The 18,030-nt window shown below is 66.3% G+C and carries 16 protein-coding genes and 1 pseudogene; 11 read left to right on the forward strand and 6 right to left on the reverse strand.

All coding sequences use genetic code 11. The annotated features are described in order from the left end of the window. Positions 1 to 7: 7 nt before the first annotated feature. A pseudogene (locus DBR34_RS00020) lies at positions 8 to 484 on the reverse strand (acyl-CoA thioesterase domain-containing protein); the annotation flags it as partial. A gap of 271 nt (positions 485 to 755) precedes the next feature. After that, positions 756 to 1,535: an enoyl-CoA hydratase/isomerase family protein gene (locus DBR34_RS00025; RefSeq protein ID WP_128095186.1), complete on the reverse strand. Its 780-nt coding sequence runs from the start codon at positions 1,533 to 1,535 to the stop codon at positions 756 to 758. Positions 1,536 to 1,569: 34 nt separating this feature from the next. On the opposite strand from DBR34_RS00025, the gene DBR34_RS00030 reads away from it, so the two are divergent. Continuing rightward, positions 1,570 to 2,013, forward strand: a complete 444-nt coding sequence (locus DBR34_RS00030) for a copper chaperone PCu(A)C (RefSeq protein ID WP_128095205.1) — start codon at positions 1,570 to 1,572, stop codon at positions 2,011 to 2,013. Positions 2,014 to 2,052: 39 nt separating this feature from the next. Here the strand turns inward: DBR34_RS00030 and DBR34_RS00035 are convergent, their stop codons facing one another. The 3 genes from DBR34_RS00035 to uvrA form a co-directional block, all read right to left on the reverse strand. Further along, positions 2,053 to 2,826 carry an enolase gene (locus DBR34_RS00035; RefSeq protein ID WP_128095187.1) on the reverse strand — a complete coding sequence of 258 codons (774 nt, stop codon included), beginning with the start codon at positions 2,824 to 2,826 and terminating at the stop codon, positions 2,053 to 2,055. Between the two features lie 124 nt (positions 2,827 to 2,950). Continuing rightward, entirely contained in the window at positions 2,951 to 3,358 is a 408-nt protein-coding gene (locus tag DBR34_RS00040) for a thioesterase family protein (RefSeq protein WP_128095188.1), read from the reverse strand. Further along, complete coding sequence (gene uvrA, locus DBR34_RS00045; RefSeq protein WP_128095189.1) at positions 3,358 to 6,351, reverse strand: excinuclease ABC subunit UvrA; 2,994 nt, start codon at positions 6,349 to 6,351, stop codon at positions 3,358 to 3,360. The genes DBR34_RS00040 and uvrA overlap by 1 nt, the downstream gene beginning before the upstream one ends. Positions 6,352 to 6,645: 294 nt before the next feature. On the opposite strand from uvrA, the gene rplU reads away from it, so the two are divergent. The 3 genes from rplU to obgE all read left to right on the forward strand — a co-directional run bounded on the left by rplU (position 6,646) and on the right by obgE (position 8,492). Further along, on the forward strand, positions 6,646 to 6,963 hold the full coding sequence (gene rplU, locus DBR34_RS00050; RefSeq protein WP_128095190.1) for a 50S ribosomal protein L21: 318 nt from the start codon (positions 6,646 to 6,648) through the stop codon (positions 6,961 to 6,963). 15 nt (positions 6,964 to 6,978) lie between these two features. Next, the gene (rpmA, locus tag DBR34_RS00055; RefSeq protein WP_038689688.1) at positions 6,979 to 7,239 is read left to right on the forward strand and encodes a 50S ribosomal protein L27; all 261 of its coding nucleotides are present in this window, start codon (positions 6,979 to 6,981) and stop codon (positions 7,237 to 7,239) included. A gap of 200 nt (positions 7,240 to 7,439) precedes the next feature. After that, complete coding sequence (gene obgE, locus DBR34_RS00060; RefSeq protein ID WP_128095191.1) at positions 7,440 to 8,492, forward strand: GTPase ObgE; 1,053 nt, start codon at positions 7,440 to 7,442, stop codon at positions 8,490 to 8,492. Between the two features lie 355 nt (positions 8,493 to 8,847). Here obgE and rpsT read toward each other — a convergent pair whose 3' ends face one another. Then, a complete protein-coding gene (gene rpsT / locus DBR34_RS00065; protein WP_019184515.1) occupies positions 8,848 to 9,117 on the reverse strand; it encodes a 30S ribosomal protein S20 in 270 nt (89 codons plus the stop codon). Between the two features lie 116 nt (positions 9,118 to 9,233). Here rpsT and murJ point away from each other — a divergent pair, with 116 nt between their 5' ends. From murJ to DBR34_RS00100, 7 genes are all read left to right on the forward strand, one after another. Continuing rightward, positions 9,234 to 10,838 (forward strand): murein biosynthesis integral membrane protein MurJ, encoded by a 1,605-nt coding sequence (gene murJ, locus DBR34_RS00070; RefSeq protein WP_128095192.1) that lies wholly within the window; start codon positions 9,234 to 9,236, stop codon positions 10,836 to 10,838. Between the two features lie 75 nt (positions 10,839 to 10,913). Continuing rightward, positions 10,914 to 11,861 (forward strand): bifunctional riboflavin kinase/FAD synthetase, encoded by a 948-nt coding sequence (locus DBR34_RS00075; RefSeq protein ID WP_128095193.1) that lies wholly within the window; start codon positions 10,914 to 10,916, stop codon positions 11,859 to 11,861. After that, positions 11,858 to 14,689: an isoleucine--tRNA ligase gene (ileS, locus tag DBR34_RS00080; RefSeq protein ID WP_128095194.1), complete on the forward strand. Its 2,832-nt coding sequence runs from the start codon at positions 11,858 to 11,860 to the stop codon at positions 14,687 to 14,689. Before DBR34_RS00075 ends, ileS begins: the two co-directional genes overlap by 4 nt. Beyond that, entirely contained in the window at positions 14,689 to 15,195 is a 507-nt protein-coding gene (lspA, locus tag DBR34_RS00085) for a signal peptidase II (protein WP_128095195.1), read from the forward strand. Before ileS ends, lspA begins: the two co-directional genes overlap by 1 nt. Positions 15,196 to 15,250: 55 nt before the next feature. Beyond that, positions 15,251 to 16,201 carry a 4-hydroxy-3-methylbut-2-enyl diphosphate reductase gene (gene ispH / locus DBR34_RS00090; RefSeq protein WP_128095196.1) on the forward strand — a complete coding sequence of 317 codons (951 nt, stop codon included), beginning with the start codon at positions 15,251 to 15,253 and terminating at the stop codon, positions 16,199 to 16,201. Between the two features lie 213 nt (positions 16,202 to 16,414). Next, the gene (locus tag DBR34_RS00095) at positions 16,415 to 17,224 is read left to right on the forward strand and encodes a hypothetical protein (protein WP_128095197.1); all 810 of its coding nucleotides are present in this window, start codon (positions 16,415 to 16,417) and stop codon (positions 17,222 to 17,224) included. A 453-nt stretch (positions 17,225 to 17,677) separates the two neighbouring features. Then, on the forward strand, positions 17,678 to 17,866 hold the full coding sequence (locus DBR34_RS00100) for a hypothetical protein (RefSeq protein WP_128095198.1): 189 nt from the start codon (positions 17,678 to 17,680) through the stop codon (positions 17,864 to 17,866). Positions 17,867 to 18,030: the final 164 nt, after the last annotated feature.

Genomic DNA, 18,030 nt, shown 5'->3' on the forward strand with positions numbered 1-18,030 from the left:
ACGTCTACCCGCGCGACAGCCATCGCTGCACCTTGATCGGCAGGCGTTCGAGCACTTCCGGCGGCAGCGGGCGGTTGGGTTCGATGTCTTCCGGCTGCGGCACTTCGGGCATCTTGTGCTGGTGCTCGGCGCCCTGTTCGGCCTGCTGGAACGAGGCCGCGCAGAAGAAGATCACCTTGCCGTGCTGGATCGCGGTAACCCGGCGCACCGAAAAACTGCCGCCGTCGCGGGTGCGGTCCACGTCGTAGACGATGGGGTGGTCGATGTTGCCTGCGCGCAGGAAGTAGGCGTGCAGCGAATGCACGTGGCGACCGTTGTCCACGGTGGCCTGCGCGGCCGACAGTGCCTGGCCCAGCACCTGCCCGCCAAACACGTACTTGGTCCCGATGTCGCGGCTCTGGCCGCGGAACAGGTTGTCTTCCAGGCGCTCGAGCGTGAGCAGATCGATCAGCTCGGAAACGACGGGTTCGTGCGTGTCGGACAAGGGAAGCAACCTGCAGGGGGCAAGCCCGAATTATAAGGTAGTGCCGGCCGCTGGCCGGTAACCAGGCGAAGAACGATCGAAGCAGTCCGGGGTGGCCGGCCAGCGGCCGGCACTACCGGGTTGGGGCCTTCGAAGCAGTCCGGGGTTGCCGGCCAGCGGCCGGCACTACCGGGTCAAGAAGCAGTGCGGGGTTGCCGGCCAGCGGCCGGCACCACCGGGTTGGGGCCTTCGAAGCAGTGCGGGGTTGCCGGCCAGCGGCCGGCACCACCGGTCAGGCCTTGCCGAGTCGGGCTGCCAGCTGCTGCAGCGCCTGCTGGGCGTCCGGGGCGTACCAGGCCTCGACGAAGCGGTCGAGCTGGATCAGGTCGGCGTGCAGCGCCTCGTGCAGGTCGGCGCGGGCAATGGCGCGGGTCAGCAGCATCGGCTGGCGGGGCAGCTTGAGCAGGCGCTGCAGCCACGCCACGGCGCGCGGCACCACCTGGGTGGCATCGGCCAGTTCGTCCACCAGCCCGATCTCCAGTGCACGCCCGGCTGGCACCATTTCACCGCCCACCAGCAACTGGGTGGCGCGGTGATGGCCGACCACGCGGCGCATCAGGCGCTGGATGCCTTCCGGCGCCACCAGCCCCACCTGGACCTCGTTCAGGCCGATCACCGTCGGCTGGGCCGGGTCCGGGCTGCGCGCCAGCACCCGGTAATCGCAGCACAGCGCCAGCACGCAGCCGCCGGCCGGGGCATGCCCGGTCAGCGCGGCCACCACCGGCACCCGGCATTCGGCCAGGGTGCGCACCGCGCCGAAGAAGGCCTGCCAGCTGTCGAGCAGCTTGTGCTTGTCCTCGCCATGGCCGAGCAGGTGCGGCACGTCCATGCCGGCGCTGAAGATGCGCTCGCTGCCCGACAGCACGATGCCGTGCGCGTCATCGGCCATGGCCTGGTTGATCGCGTGGATCAGGTGGCGGCACAACTCGGTGTCCAGCGCGTTGACCGGCGGGCGCGCCAGCCGCAGTTCGCGGATGGGGCCATGGTTGATCACCTCGATAAGCGTCGTCATGCTGCGATCTCGTTGCGGACAGGGAACTGAGGCGATGATAACCAAACCATTCGCGTGCGTATTGTTGAGCCTGTGTGCGCTCGCAACATCGGCCGCCGCCGCCGAGCCGGCCTGCGTGTCGGTGCGCGAGGGCTGGGTGCGGCTGCCGCCGGGGGCGATGCCGATGGCGGCCGGCTACGGGACGATCCGCAACGACTGCCGCAGCGCGGTGGTGGTGATTGGCGCCGGCAGCAAGGCGTTCGGAGACGTGTCGTTACATGAAACGACGCTGGTGGAGGGCATCAGCCGCATGCGCGAAGTGGAGCGGCTGCCGATCGCGGCCGGCGCCACGGTCGAGCTGAAACCCGGTGGCCTGCACCTGATGCTGATGCAACCGGAAGTGGCCTTGAAGGAGGGCGCCGCGTTGCCGCTGCGGCTCAGCCTTGACGATGGGCGCAAGGTGGACGGTACCTTGCAGGTACGCAAAGCGGTGCCGTGAGGCGGGCATGGGATGCTCCAGAGGCCCGATTGACCGGCGTTACGACCAGTCGAAGGTAAACAACACCGTCCGAGTGCGCGGCGCATAGAACATCAGGATCGCGTCGGCGCCACTGGCGCACCAGTTGTAGGACGCGACATCGGCGACGTGGAAGAACGGCTCGCCGTCGCGCGTGATGCGGATGCCGTCGTCGGGAAGGTGCGTGCTGTCGTTGCGGAAGTGCAGGCTGCCGCGCTGGGTGGTGCCGGCCAGGTCTTCGATCTGGAATGCCGACGGGATCGTGCTGTAGTCGGTCCAGTTGCCGTGCCAGAACGGTCCGCCCAGGTTGTCCAGGTAGGCCTGCTGCTGCGGCGCTTCGTCTTCGTCATCGACGTCTACGCCGCTGACCAGCATGCCGTGCTGCTGGAAATACGCACGGGCCGCGGCATGGCTGTCCTGCATTTCCGCGGCGTGCTCACGCAGGTCCTCATCGACTGGCAGTACATCGCTGTTCTGCGGCGCGCGCTGGAAATAGCCTTCGTTGCCGAGGAAGCGCAGCCGGTTGTCGGCCTGCAGTTCGAAGGCCAGCCAGTTGCTGCTGGTGAATGCGTTGTGGTGCGCCTCGGTGCCATCGCCCAGGCAGCCTTCGTACGGTTCGATCGGGCACAGCAGCGTGACCACGCTCCCGGCCAGTTCCGGCCGCAGCAGGCCCAGGTCGATGGCGATCAATGGCAGCAGATGGTCGGCCAGCCAGGGCTGGTCGGGGGCGAACACATCGACGGGAAACGGCGTGAGCCCCGGCTGCAACACGCGGACATCGGTCTGGTGAAACATGGCGATCCTTTGCATACAACGCGGTAATGGCGCCTAGGAAATCCCGGTGGTGCCGGCCGCTGGCCGGCAACCACGCACATCCATCCGGGGTCTTGAGGTTGCCGGCCAGCGGCCGGCACTACCTTCAGGTGGACGCGGTGCGGATCGCGTCCGGCAGCGGTGCGCTCTTGCCGGTCTGCGTGTCCATCCAGACCACCACCACGTTGCCGTCCGAATACAGCCTGGCGTCGTCCTTCTGGTCCACGATGCGATGGCCGATGGTGACGCTGCTGTTGCCGAGGCGTTCCACGAACAGCTCCACCACGATGTCGTTGGGCCACACGATCGGCAGGCGGTAATTGACGTTGGTGGCCGCCACCACCGGGGCGATGCGGTCGGTCATCGACACGCCGTCCACGCCCAGCATCCAGCGCACGCGCGCCTCTTCCAGGTAGGAGATGTACTTGGCGTTGTTGACGTGGCCCATGCTGTCCATGTCGCGCCAGCGCACGCTGATCGGTACGCGGGCCAGGATCTTGTGTTCGCTGCTCATCAGGCGTCCTTCTTCTTCTTGCTGGCGGTGCTGGTCTTGCTGGCCTTGCCGGTGCTCTTGGCCGCGGCGGCCTTCTTGGCCGGCTTCTCCGGCTTGGCCTTGCGGGGCGGGCGCGCATCGGGCTTGTTGGCCGTCGCGGCGGGCTGCTGCGGGCGGGCGCTGATCGAAGGCAGCATCTTGGCCAGGAACTGGCCGGTGTACGAGGTCGGGCAGGCCGCCACGTCTTCCGGCGTACCGGTGACCAGGATGGTGCCACCGCGGTGGCCGCCTTCCGGCCCCAGATCGACGATCCAGTCGGCGGTCTTGATCACGTCCAGGTTGTGCTCGATCACCACCACCGTGTTGCCTTCGTCGCGCAGCTTGTGCAGCACGCCGAGCAGCGCCTCGATGTCGTGGAAATGCAGGCCGGTGGTCGGCTCATCCAGGATGTACAGGGTGCGGCCGGTATCGCGCCGCGACAGTTCCTTGGACAGCTTCACGCGCTGCGCCTCGCCACCGGACAGCGTGGTCGCGCTCTGGCCCAGCTTGATGTAGCTCAGGCCCACGTCGACCAGCGTTTCCAGCTTGCGCGCGATGCTCGGCACCGGCTCGAACAGCTTCAGTGCATCTTCGACGGTCATCTGCAGCACGTCGTTGATGTTGAAGCCCTTGTACAGGATCTCCAGCGTTTCGCGGTTGTAGCGCTTGCCATGGCACACATCGCAGGGCACGTACACGTCCGGCAGGAAGTGCATTTCCACCTTGATCAGGCCATCGCCCTGGCACGCTTCGCAGCGGCCACCACGCACGTTGAAGCTGAAACGCCCCGGCGAATAGCCGCGCGCACGCGCTTCGGGCACCTGTGCGTACAGTTCGCGCAGTGGCGTGAACAGGCCGGTGTAGGTGGCCGGGTTCGAGCGCGGGGTGCGGCCGATCGGCGACTGGTCGATGTCCACCACCTTGTCGAACAGGTCCAGGCCTTCGACCTCCTTGTACGGCGCGATCGCGTGCGAGGAGCCGTTGATCTCGTTGGCAGCCAGCGAGAACAGGGTGTCGTTGATCAGGGTCGACTTGCCCGAGCCGGACACGCCGGTGATGCAGGTCAGCAGGCCCGACGGAATGTCCAGGTCCACGCCCTTGAGGTTGTTGCCGCTGGCACCGCGCAGGTGCAGCGTCATCTTCGGGTTGGGCTTGTGCCGGCGCGCGGGAATCTCGATGGCGCGCTTGCCCGACAGGTACTGCCCGGTGAGCGAACGCGGCGCGTCCAGGATGTCCTGCAGGGTGCCCTGGCCGACGATCTCGCCGCCATGCACGCCCGCGCCCGGCCCGATGTCCAGCACGTAGTCGGCCAGGCGGATGGCGTCTTCGTCGTGCTCGACCACGATCACCGTATTGCCCAGGTCACGCAGGCGGGTGAGGGTGCCGAGCAGGCGTTCGTTGTCGCGCTGGTGCAGGCCGATGGACGGCTCATCGAGCACATACATCACGCCGACCAGGCCGGCGCCGATCTGGCTGGCCAGGCGGATGCGCTGGGCCTCGCCGCCGGACAGGGTGTCGGCCTTGCGCTCCAGGGTGAGGTAATCCAGGCCCACGTCGACCAGGAAGCCCAGGCGTTCGCCGATCTCCTTGACGATCTTGCCGGCGATCTCGCCGCGCCAGCCGGGCAGGGTCATGCCGCTGAAGAACTTCAGCGCTTCGTCGATCGGCAGCACCACCAGTTCCGGCAGCGCACGGTCGGCCACGAACACGTTGCGCGCGGCCTTGTTCAGGCGCTGGCCCTGGCATTCGGGGCAGTTGCGCTCGCTGATGTACTTGGCCAGTTCCTCGCGCACCGCCGCCGATTCGGTTTCCTTGTAGCGGCGTTCCAGGTTCGGAATGATGCCCTCGAAGCGGTGCTTGCGCTGGGTGCGGCCACCGGCTTCGGTGAAGTAGGTGAAGGTGATGGTCTCTTCGCCGCTGCCGTACAGCACGGCCTGGCGCACGTCCTCGGGCAGGGTCTGCCAGGCCGCGTCGGTGTCGAACTTGTAGTGCTTGGCCAGCGAGGCGATCAGCTGGAAGTAGTACGCATTGCGGCGGTCCCAGCCGCGCACGGCACCGGCCGACAGCGACAGCTCCGGGTGCACCACCACGCGGGAGGGGTCGAAGAACTCGGCCATGCCCAGCCCGTCGCAGCCCGGGCAGGCGCCCACTGGCGAGTTGAACGAGAACAGGCGCGGTTCCAGCTCCGGCAGCGAGTAGTCGCAGACCGGGCAGCTGTACTTGGACGAGAACAGATGCGCGGGCGCGTCCTCCACATCCAGCGACTGCACCGAAACCATGCCGTCGCCCAGCTTCAGGGCGGTTTCAAAGCTCTCGGCCAGGCGCTGCTTGATGTCCTCGCGCGGGCGGAAGCGGTCGATCACCGCCTCGATGGTGTGCTTCTGGCGCAGCGCCAGCGGCGGTACCGCGTCGATTTCATGCAGGACGCCGTCCACGCGCACGCGCACGAAACCCTGCGCGCGCAGCTGGTCGAACACCTGGGCGTGCTCGCCCTTGCGCTCGCGGATCACCGGGGCCAGCAGCATGTAGCGCTGCTCGGCGTCCAGGCTGAGCACGTGGTCGACCATCTGGCTGACCGTCTGGGCTTCCAGCGGGTAGCCGTGGTCGGGGCAGCGCGGGCTGCCGACGCGGGCGTACAGCAGGCGCAGGTAGTCGTAGATCTCGGTGATGGTGCCCACGGTGGAACGCGGGTTGTGCGAGGTCGACTTCTGCTCGATCGAGATCGCCGGGGACAGGCCCTCGATGTGGTCCAGGTCCGGCTTTTCCATCACGCTCAGGAACTGCCGGGCGTACGCCGACAGCGATTCCACGTAGCGGCGCTGGCCTTCAGCGTAGATGGTGTCGAACGCCAACGAGGACTTGCCCGAGCCGGACAGGCCGGTGATGACAATCAGCTTGTCGCGGGGCAGGTCGAGATCGATGTTCTTGAGGTTGTGCGTCCGCGCGCCGCGGATGCGGATGAAATCCATCGCCATGGGGGATCCGTTGTGGGGCTCTGGCCCGGAGGGCCGGCAAGCGGGTGGGGCAAGCGGAGACGGCAATCGGTCAGCCTACCGAGCTTGGGATTTGGGGGCAATCGCGCACATTGCCAGCCCCGGGTCTCACCGCCTGAGACCTGCCGGGGCGTTACCTGAACAGGATTCAGCCCCAGACAGGGCAAGGGCGGGGGTGACTTGACCCGACCCACTACCAGTCATTAAAATCCCGCTTCTGTCTGCCCTCGATGGCGGCAGTCCATAGACCACAATAACTACAGAGGAAGTCTGGTCATGTACGCAGTACTGGTAACCGGCGGTAAGCAATACCGCGTGGCGCAGGGCGAAACGCTCCGCGTCGAAAAACTCGAAGCCGACGTCGGCAACGAGATCACGTTCGACACCATCCTGATGCTGGGTGACAGCGACGGCATCAAGCTGGGCGACGCTCTGAGCGGCGCTTCGGTCACTGCCAAGGTCGTGTCCCAGGGTCGTGCTGACAAGGTCCGGATCATCAAGTTCCGTCGCCGCAAGCACCACATGAAGCGCCAGGGTCACCGTCAGTACTACACCGAAATCGAGATCACCGGCATTGCCGGTGGCAGCAAGTAATAAGGAGAACCAGTCATGGCACATAAAAAAGGCGTAGGCTCTTCGCGCAACGGTCGCGACTCCAACCCGAAGTACCTCGGCGTCAAGATCTTCGGTGGCCAGGCCATCGATGCCGGCAACATCATCGTGCGTCAGCGCGGCACCCAGTTCCACCCGGGTAGCGGCGTTGGCCTCGGCCGTGACCACACCCTGTTCGCGCTCGTCGACGGCAAGGTGGAGTTCTCGGTCAAGGGCCCGAAGAAGCGTCGTACCGTCAGCGTCGTCGCCGAAGCCTGATCTTCGCGATACGCAGGCGCCCACGCCTAGCGCGTGGGGCCGCTGACGAAAGCCCCGCTTCGGCGGGGTTTTTGTTTTTTGTTTTTGTTCGAACATGGGTGGGGATCCTTCCCGCCACCGTCCACGGAATGTACCGGGGACGTTAGACTCTGCGGTCGGGTGCATCCGCTGCCCGCCGCCTCCAGTTGGCATCCAGAATCATGAAACTTGTAGACGAAGCAGAAATCCAGGTCACCGCCGGCAATGGCGGCAACGGCTGCGTCGGTTTCCGTCGCGAGAAGTTCATTCCGCTGGGCGGCCCGGACGGTGGCGATGGTGGCAATGGCGGCAACGTCTGGATCCGCGCCGACGCCAACCTGAACACCCTGGTCGACTTCCGCCACGAGCGCATCTTCAAGGCGCAGCGTGGTGAGAACGGCATGGGCCGCCAGGCCTACGGCAAGGGCGGCGAAGACCTGGTCATCACCGTGCCGGTCGGCACCGTGGTCATGAACGTGGCCACCGATGAAGTCATCGGCGACCTGACCCAGCACGACGACCGCCTGCTGGTGGCCAAGGGCGGCCGCGGCGGCCTGGGCAACATGCACTTCAAGAGCTCCACCAACCGTTCGCCGCGCCAGGCGCTGCCGGGCGAAGAGGGTGAAGAGCGCCTGCTCAAGCTGGAGCTGAAGCTGCTGGCCGACGTGGGCCTGCTGGGCTTCCCGAATGCCGGCAAGAGCACGCTGATCCGTGCCGTGTCCGCTGCCACCCCGAAGGTGGCCGATTACCCGTTCACCACGCTGTACCCGAACCTGGGTGTGGTGCGCGTTGAAAATTACCGCAGCTTCGTCATCGCCGACATTCCCGGCCTGATCGAAGGGGCGGCCGATGGTGCCGGCCTGGGCGCGCAGTTCCTGCGCCACCTGCAGCGCACCCGGCTGTTGCTGCACCTGGTGGACATCTCGCCGATGGAAGGTGGCGTGGAAGGTGTGTCGCCGATCGAGCAGGTCCGTGCGATCGAGCGCGAGCTGGAAAAGCACGATCCGGAGCTGCTGGACAAGCCGCGCTGGCTGGTGCTGAACAAGGCCGACCTGATGTTCGAGGACGAGGCCAGGGCCGCGGCCGAGAAGATCGTCGCCGAGCTGGGCTGGACCCAGCCGTGGTACCTGGTCTCGGCGCTGGGCCGTGAAGGCACCTGGCCGATCATGACCAACATCATGGCCTTCTTCGATCGCCAGAAGGAAGACGAGGCGCAAGCGCGCGATGCGTACTGAGCGCCTCCGCGCGCCCCTGAACAACCCGGCTGCGGCCGGGTTTTTCTGTGGTGCGCCCGCGCAGCGCCTAGTAGAGCCGGGCTCTGCCCGGCTGGCGTCCAACGTTCCTGATATCGCCGCGAAGGGCAGCCGGGCAGAGCCCGGCGCTACGGCCCGGCTGGCGTTCGACGTTCCTGATATCGCCGCGAAGTGCAGCCGGGCAGAGCCCGGCGCTACGGCCCGGCTTGCGTCCAGCCGGGCAGAATCTGGCGTTACGGATCTGCGGGCAACAAAAAACCCGGCCGGGGCCGGGTCTTTTTCTGCGGCTGGGTCGAAGCCACGCGTGGCGTGGCTCTACGACACCCGCAGCGCCGTATCAGGCGGCCTTGATGGCCTTGATGCGCGCGGTCAGGCGGCTCTTGTGGCGAGCGGCCTTGTTCTTGTGGATCAGACCACGCGAGCTGAAACGGTCGAGGATCGGCTGGGCAACAGCGAAGGCTGCCTCGGCGCCGGCGGCGTCATTGGCATCCAGAGCCTTGATCACCTTCTTGACAGCGGTGCGCAGCATCGAACGCTGAGCCGTATTGCGCGCGTTGCGCACGACGGTCTGCTTGGCGCGCTTCTTGGCGGACTTGATATTGGCCACAGTGGTGGTTTCCTGAAAAATCGGTGTAATGGGAACAGCAAGCTGGAAAGTATGATGGCTCGAAAAATGTACGTCAAGTCAATTGTCAAGAGGGAACACGGGTGAGTTCACCAAGGATGTTGCGGGGTCTGCTGTCTTTCAGCAGCATGACCATGATTTCGCGGGTGTTGGGGCTGGTTCGCGACCAGGTCATCACCACCACGTTCGGCACCAATGCGGTGACCGATGCCTTCTGGGTGGCCTTCCGGGTGCCCAACTTCCTCCGCCGGCTGTTCGCGGAGGGCTCGTTCGCCACCGCCTTCGTGCCGGTGTTCACGGAAGTGAAGGAAACCCGCCCCCACGCCGAGCTGCGCGAGTTGATGTCGCGGGTGGCCGGCACCCTGGGCGGCGTGTTGATGCTGGTCACCGCGCTGGCGCTGATCTTCGCGCCGCAACTGGCGACCCTGTTCTCCAGCGGGGTGGACACCGACCCGGCCAAGCATGGCCTGCTGGTGGACCTGTTCCGGCTGACCTTCCCGTTCCTGCTGTTCGTGTCGCTGACCGCGCTGGCGGGCGGCGCCCTCAACAGCTTCCAGCGCTTTGCGATGCCGGCGCTGACCCCGGTCATCCTCAACCTGTGCATGATCGCCGGCGCGGTGTGGCTGGCGCCCCGGCTGGGCGGCACCCCGGAGAAGCAGATCCTGGCGCTGGGCTGGGCGGTGCTGGCGGCGGGCCTGCTGCAGCTGCTGTTCCAGCTGCCCTCGCTGAAGGGCATCAACCTGCTGACCCTGCCGCGCTGGGGCTGGCGGCATCCGGGCGTGCGCAAGGTACTCACCCTGATGGTGCCGACCCTGTTCGGCTCCTCGGTGGCCCAGATCAACCTGCTGCTGGATACCGTGATCGCCGCCAAGCTGACCGACGGCTCGCAGTCCTGGCTGTCGCTGGCCGACCGCTTCCTGGAGCTGCCGCTGGGCGTGTTCGGCGTCGCGCTGGGCACGGTGATCCTGCCGGCGCTGGCCCGCCACCACGTCAGCACCGACAAGGCCGGCTTCTCCAGCGCGCTGGACTGGGGCCTGCGCACGACCCTGCTGATTTCGGTGCCGGCCATGCTGGGCCTGGTGCTGCTGGCCGAGCCGCTGATCGCCACGCTGTTCCAGTACAAGGAGTTCACCGCCTTCGACACCCGCATGACCGCGTTGTCGGTGTACGGCCTGAGCTTCGGCCTGCCGGCGTTCGCGCTGCTCAAGGTGGTGCTGCCGGCGTTCTACGCACGCCAGGACACCCGCACCCCGGTCCGCGCCGGTATCGTCGCGCTGGTGGCCAACATGGTCTTCAACTTCCTCCTGCTGGCCGTGCTGTACCAGGTGATGGTGCCGGATGAACTGAAATCGCAGGGCGTGTGGGTCGCGCTGGGCAAGCAGCCGGGCCTGCATCTGGCGCTGGGCATCGCCAGCGCGCTGTCCAGTTACCTGAACCTTGGCCTGCTCTGGTACTGGCTGGGCAAGACCGATGTGTACCAGCGCAAGCCCGGCTGGGCCGGCTACGTGACCCGCCTGGGCCTGGCCTGCGCGGCCATGGTGGCGGTGCTGCTGGCCCTGCTGCACGGCATGTCCGGCTTCACCGAGATGGACAAATGGCACCGGATGGGCAACCTCGCGCTGCTTGTCGGCGGCGGCGGCCTGACCTACCTGGTGGCCCTGGTGGCGATGGGGTTCCGCCCGCGCCACCTGCGCGAGCATTGATCCATGGACACCCCGGCTATACTTCATGGCTATCCCTTGCACTCTATCGGCCCTGGTGGGCCGGATTCCCAGTTGATGAGCAGGTTGTTCAGAAGCATTGAAGGCGGGCCGCTGTTCCCGCACGGAAGCGTGGTCTCCATCGGCGCATTCGACGGCCTGCATCTCGGCCATCGTGCGTTGGTGCGGCATGCGGTGGCGCGTGCGCGCGCGTTGGGCGTGGCCGCCGTGGCGGTGGCGTTCGAACCGTTGCCGCGCGAGTACTTCGCCCAGGGCGAGCCGCCGCCGCGGCTGACCCTGGCCCGCGACAAAGTGGCCATGCTCAACGAACTGGGCGTGGATGCGGTGGGCCTGCTGCGCTTCGATGCGCGCATGGCCGCCATGCAGGCCGAAGACTTCGTCCAGCAGCTGCTGGTGCAGCGCCTGAGTGCGCGGGAAGTCTGGATCGGGCCGGAGTTCTGCTTCGGCAACCGCCGTCGCGGCGACCTGGCGCTGCTGCAGGCCATGGGCGCGGAGCGGGGCTTTGCGGCGGGGGAAATCGAACCGGTGGACCTGCACGGCGAGCGCATTTCCAGCACCCGCATCCGCCAGCTGTTGCGCGAGGGCAACTTCACCCACGCCAACGACCTGCTCGGCCGCCCGTATTCGATCGGGGGCCGGGTGGTGCGCGGGCGCCAGCTGGGCCGTACGCTGGGCTTCCCGACGGCCAACCTGCGCTTCCCCAAGACCCCGGCGCTGTCGGGCATCTACGCCACCTGGGTGCACGGCGTGTTCGACCAGCCGTGGCCGTCGGTGTCCAGCTTCGGCACCCGTCCCACCGTGGACGGCGTGGAGCCGCTGCTGGAAGCGCACCTGTTCGATTTCCAGGGCGACCTGTACGGTCGTCATATTGAAGTGGAATTCGTCGCCAAGCTGCGCGACGAAGAGAAGTTCCAAGATCTGGCCGCGTTGACCGACCAGATGCACCGTGACGCCGAACAGGCGCGTCACATCCTTTCCGAACACAGATTGCGAGCCACTGCGTGAGCCAGGACTACAAAGCCACCCTTCATCTGCCGGCAACCGAATTCCCGATGCGCGGCGACCTGCCCAAGCGCGAGCCGGGCATTCTGTCGCGCTGGGAAGACGAGGGCCTGTACGCCCGCCTGCGCGACAACGCGCAGGGTCGCCCGCTGTTCGTGCTGCACGACGGCCCGCCCTATGCCAACGGCCAGATCCACCTGGGCCATGCGGTCAACAAGATCCTCAAGGACATCATCGTCAAGTCGCGCTACCTGGCCGGCTTCGATGCGCCCTACGTGCCGGGCTGGGATTGCCACGGCCTGCCGATCGAGATCGCGGTCGAGAAGAAGTGGGGCAAGGTCGGGGTCAAGCTGGACGCCGAGCAGTTCCGCCAGAAGTGCCGCGAATTCGCCGAAGAGCAGATCGAGCTGCAGCGCCGCGACTTCAAGCGCCTGGGCGTGATCGGCGATTGGGACAACCCGTACAAGACGCTGAGCTTCGATTTCGAGGCCAATGAAATCCGCGCGCTGTCCAAGGTGTTCGCCAACGGTCACATCGTGCGCGGCGCCAAGCCGGTGCATTGGTGCTTCGACTGCGGCTCGGCGCTGGCGGAAGCGGAAATCGAATACCAGGACAAGACCTCGCCGGCGATCGACGTGGCCTACGCCGCGCGTGATTCCGAGCAGCTGGCCGCGTGCTTCGGCGCGACCCTGCCGGCCGGTGTCGAGGTGGCCGTGCCGATCTGGACCACCACCCCGTGGACGCTGCCGGCCTCGCTGGCGGTGTCGCTCGGTGCGGAAATCGAGTACGTGCTGGCCGAAGGCCCGGCCCACAACGGCGCGCGCCGTTGGCTGGTGCTGGCCGCCGCACTGGCCGAGCGTTCGCTGCAGCGCTACGGCGTGGAAGGCCTGGTCGTGCACGGTCGTGCCACCGGCGCGGCGCTGGAAAACCTGCTGCTGGCCCATCCGTTCTATCCCACCCGCGACATCCCGCTCCTCAACGGCGACCACGTCTCCGATGAAGACGGTACCGGCGCGGTGCACACCGCCCCCGGCCACGGCCAGGAAGACTTCGTGGTCAGCCAGCAGTACGGGCTGATGGAGAAGTACAACGCAGGCCAGATCAACCCGGTCGACGGCCGCGGCGTGTACCTGTCTTCGACCCCGCCGGCTGGCGATGTCGAACTGGCCGGCGTGCACCTGTGGAAGGCGCAGCCGCTGATCGTCGACGCGCTGCGTGCGTCCGGTGCGCTGCTGGCCTTCGTCGAGATCGTGCACAGCTACCCGCACTGCTGGCGCCACAAGACGCCGGTGGTGTTCCGCGCCACCCCGCAGTGGTTCATCTCGATGGACAAGGCCAACCTGCGCAGCGATGCGATGGCCGCCATCGACAACGTCGGCTGGTTCCCGAGCTGGGGCAAGGCCCGCATCGGCGGCATGGTCGAAGGGCGCCCGGACTGGTGCATCAGCCGCCAGCGCACCTGGGGCGTGCCGATCGCGATGTTCACCCACCGCGAAACCGGCGAGCCGCACCCGCGTACCGTTGAACTGATGCAGCAGGTGGCCGACCGCGTGGAGCAGGGCGGCATCGACGTCTGGTATTCGCTGGACAGCGCCGAGCTGCTCGGCGACGACGCCGCGCAGTACGAGAAGGTCACCGACATCCTGGATGTGTGGTTCGATTCCGGCGTGACCCACGAAGGCGTGCTGCTGGCGCGAGGCTTCGGCAAGCCGGCCGACCTGTACCTGGAAGGCTCGGACCAGCACCGCGGCTGGTTCCAGTCCTCGCTGCTGACCGGCGTGGCGATCGACAAGCACGCCCCGTACAAGCAGTGCCTCACCCACGGGTTCACCGTGGATGAGAAGGGCCGCAAGATGTCCAAGTCGCTGGGCAACGGCATCGAGCCGCAGGACATCATGAAGACGTTGGGCGCGGACATCCTGCGCCTGTGGATCGCCTCGGCCGACTACAGCAATGAAATGTCGCTGTCGCAGGAGATCCTCAAGCGCAATGCCGACGCCTACCGGCGCCTGCGCAACACCGCGCGCTTCCTGCTGGGCAACCTGGACGGCTTCGACCCGGCCCAGCATCGGGTGGCACCGGCCGACATGGTCGCGCTGGACCGCTGGATCGTGCATCGCGCCTTCGAGGTGCAGGAGAAGATCAAGGCCGCCTACACCAGCTACACCATGGCCGAGATCGTGCAGCTGCTGCTGAATTTCTGCAGCGTCGACCTGGGCTCGCTGTACCTGGATGTCACCAAGGACCGGCTGTACACCATGCCGGTGGACTCGCGCGGCCGCCGCTCGGCGCAGACCGCGATGTACCACATCGCCGAAGCGTTCACCCGCTGGATCGCCCCGATCCTGAGCTTCACCGCCGACGAGCTGTGGGGCTACCTGCCGGGCGAACGCAAGGACAACGTGCTGTTTGCCACCTGGTACGACGGTCTGGAACCGCTGCCGGCTGACGCGCCGCTCACCGCCGCCGATTTCGACCAGCTGCTGGCCCTGCGCGAGCAGGTGTCCAAGGTGCTCGAGCCGATGCGCGCCAACGGTGCCATCGGTGCAGCGCTGGAAGCGGAGATCACCGTCGCCGCCGACGCGGACACCGCCGCCCGCTGGCAGCCGCTGGCTGACGAACTGCGCTTCCTGCTGATCAGTGGCGATGTGCAGGTGCGCCCGGCGACCACCGATGAGGTGTTTGTCAGTGCGCAGCCGACTGAAAAAACCAAGTGCGTGCGCTGTTGGCATTACCGTGCCGATGTGGGCACGGTGGCGGCCCATCCGGAACTGTGCGGTCGCTGCGTGACCAACATCGACGGTGCCGGCGAAGATCGGCGGTGGTTCTGATGAGCGCCGTCCGTCCGCGTCCCAATGCGTTGGTGTGGCTGCTGCTGTCGGTGGCGATCATCGGCCTGGACCAGTGGAGCAAGGCCTGGGTGCTGTCCAGCCTGCCCGAGTACCAGCCGGTGGTGGTCATCGAGGGCTTCTGGAACTGGTTCCGCACCTACAACACCGGTGCGGCATTCAGCTTCCTGAGCGATGCCGGTGGCTGGCAGCTGTGGTTCTTCACCGCGCTGGCGGTGGGCATCAGCGGCCTGATGGCGTTCTGGCTGTCGCGCACCGCCCGTGCCCACTGGCGCAGCGCGGTGCCTTACGCGCTGGTCATCGGCGGGGCGATCGGCAACGTGATCGACCGGCTGATGCACGGCCACGTGGTGGACTTCATCCAGTGGCACATCGGTGACCATTACTGGCCTTCGTTCAACATCGCCGACGCGGCGATCGTGGTCGGGGCGGTCGGGATCGCTGTGTTTGGCCTGTTCGACGGCAAGTCCGAGAAAAAAGCGGGATAATTCCCTCCTGTTTCCTGCAATCAACCGGCCGCGTGCCGGCCGGAGTATCTGACCGATGGACGTGTTGCTCGCCAATCCGCGTGGTTTCTGTGCCGGTGTCGATCGTGCGATCGAGATCGTCAAGCGCGCGATCGAGACCCTTGGGGCGCCGATCTACGTGCGCCACGAGGTCGTGCACAACCGTTTCGTGGTGGATGACCTGAAGGCGCGCGGCGCGATCTTCGTCGAGGAACTCGACGAAGTGCCCGACGACAACACCGTCATCTTCAGCGCCCACGGCGTGTCCCAGGCCGTGCGCCAGGAAGCCGAGCGCCGTGGCCTGAAAGTGTTCGATGCCACCTGCCCGCTGGTCACCAAGGTGCACCTGGAAGTGGCCCGCCACTGCCGCGCCGGCCGCGACGTGGTGCTGATCGGCCACGCCGGCCACCCGGAAGTGGAAGGCACCATGGGCCAGTGGAACCGCGAGCGCGGCACCGGCCGGATCTACCTGGTGGAAGACGTCGACGACGTGGCCACGCTGGAGATCGAGCAGCCGGAAAACTTCGCCTACACCACCCAGACCACGCTGTCGGTGGATGACACGCGCGGCATCATCGAGGCCATGCGTGCGCGCTTCCCGGCGATGCAGGGGCCGAAGAACGACGACATCTGCTACGCCACCCAGAACCGCCAGGACGCCGTGCGCGACCTGGCCCAGCGTTGCGACCTGGTGCTGGTGGTGGGCTCGCCGAACAGCTCCAACTCCAACCGCCTCAGTGAACTGGCGCGCCGTGAAGGCGTGGAGTCGTACCTGATCGACGGCGCCCACGAAATCGACCCGGCATGGGTGGCAGGCAAGAAGCACATCGGCCTGACCGCTGGCGCCTCGGCACCGCAGGTGCTGGTGGACGGCGTGATCGCACGCTTGAAGGAACTGGGTGCCACCGGCGTCGGCGAACTCGACGGCGAGCCGGAATCGATGGTGTTCGCGCTGCCCAAGGAACTGCGGCTGCGCTTGATCAGCTGAGCCTCGTTGCTGCGTCCGTGCTCTCCGCCAAGGCCCGCGAATGCGGGCCTTGTTGTTGCTGGGCGGCGAACGTTGCGGACCTTCTCCTGAAGAACGGCCCTTGACGATGGCGTAGGCCTCGGTCGAGCATGCCTGCAAGCGTCTCACGCATCGGCGTGAACACCGCAGGGAGCGGCCGTGCCGCAATGGATCGAGCCACACAAGGAGTGAAGGATGGTCAAGCACGTCATGCCGGCTACCGGGCCGGCAACCGGGAAAGGTGTCGAGGATGATGCGGCGGCCGCGCTGTTCCACCAGTTGCGTACCCAGAACCGGCTGCTGAAGCTGGTGCTTGGCGGGGTGCTCACCGTGGGCGGCGCACTGGCGTTGATGGGCGCACGCACACCGCCGTCGCGCGCCACGTTCGACCAAATCGACGTGGCCAGGATCAACATCGTCGGTGCCGACGGCGGCCGTTCCATGGTCATCGCCGCGCGTGGGCAGCTGCCGGAGCCGGTCGTGGACGGCAAGGAGCTCAAGAGCGGCCGGGGCGCCATGCCGGGCATGCTGTTCTACAACGGCGTGGGGGATGAGGTGGGCGGCCTGATCTACGACGGCAAACTGGATGAGAAGGGCAAGCCCAGCGGTGGCGTACACCTGTCGATGGACCGCTTCGGCGGCGACCAGCAACTGGCAGTGCACCACTACGAAGTCAATGGCCACATGGAAACCGGGTTGTCGGTCTACGACCGCGGCCTGCACAAAGACTATGACGCGCTCTACCAGCAGTACCAGGCCGCGCCGGCGGGCCCGGAAAAGCAGGCCCTGCGGCAGAAGTGGAAGGACGCCGGCGGCGAACAGACCCAACGCCTGTTCGTGGGCCGTACCCGCGGCGATTCCTCGGCGCTGATCCTGGCCGATGCCGCGGGTCGACCGCGCATCATGATGACCGTCAGCCCCGGCGGCGAGCCCGCGCTGGCCTTCATGGATGACCAGGGCAACGTCGTCGAGTCCCTCCCGCAGGCAGCCACCGCCAAGCAGTAAACCGGCGCGCGGTCCTTCCGCAGCCAGAGCCACGCCATGCGTGGCTGATCCGATCACGCCGGCATCCACCTCATCCTGAAACGCCAAGCTGCAGCGTCCGACGTTACTTCTTGCGGCGTTCAAAGCTATCGCATCATCGTGTCACCGGCGGGGCCGCAGTGACTCTTGGGCGTGATGTTGTGATGTGCGACACAAAACCTAATGTCCGGGCGCGGCACGTGTTTGATCGTGAATTACTGCCGTGCAACAAAATTAGCGCCATTGCGCAGCGTTTCACGCCGGCCCTTTGCCCATGGCAGCAATCTGGGTGTCAGGTTCAAGATTCAATTCAATATGGCTATTGACAACTTAATTAACAGCAAATAAATATGACGGTGAGTTTGCAGCGTGCACACTGGAACTCATGGAGCGGCATTGCCGCATCGGTATCAACACACTATTGGAAGGTGAATCATGAGCAAGGAATTCAAGTCGGCCAATCCGTCGGCGAAGATGAAGGTTCTCGCACTGCAGGAACTGGAGGGCGTCAGCGGCGGCCTGGCAGCGTGGAGCACCACCAGCGAAGGTTGTAACGGTGTGACCAAGGACGAATGGAGCACTTTCAGCAATGACTGTGTGAAAACCGTCGAAGAAGTCTCCTGATATCTCCGCCCGGCATCGCCTGATGCCGTAAACGAAGATCGCAGGCCGCACGACTATCTGGTCGTGCGGTTTTCGCCCCGGTTGCGCGGGCCATATCGGCTACGCGAACGCGCCGCTTCAATACTCCTGTCCAGTGCTGCGTACGCCTTTCGCGCGCGCTCGGG

The organism is Stenotrophomonas sp. HMWF003 (assembly GCF_003061285.1).
Taxonomy (GTDB): Bacteria; Pseudomonadota; Gammaproteobacteria; order Xanthomonadales; family Xanthomonadaceae; genus Stenotrophomonas; species Stenotrophomonas maltophilia_AP.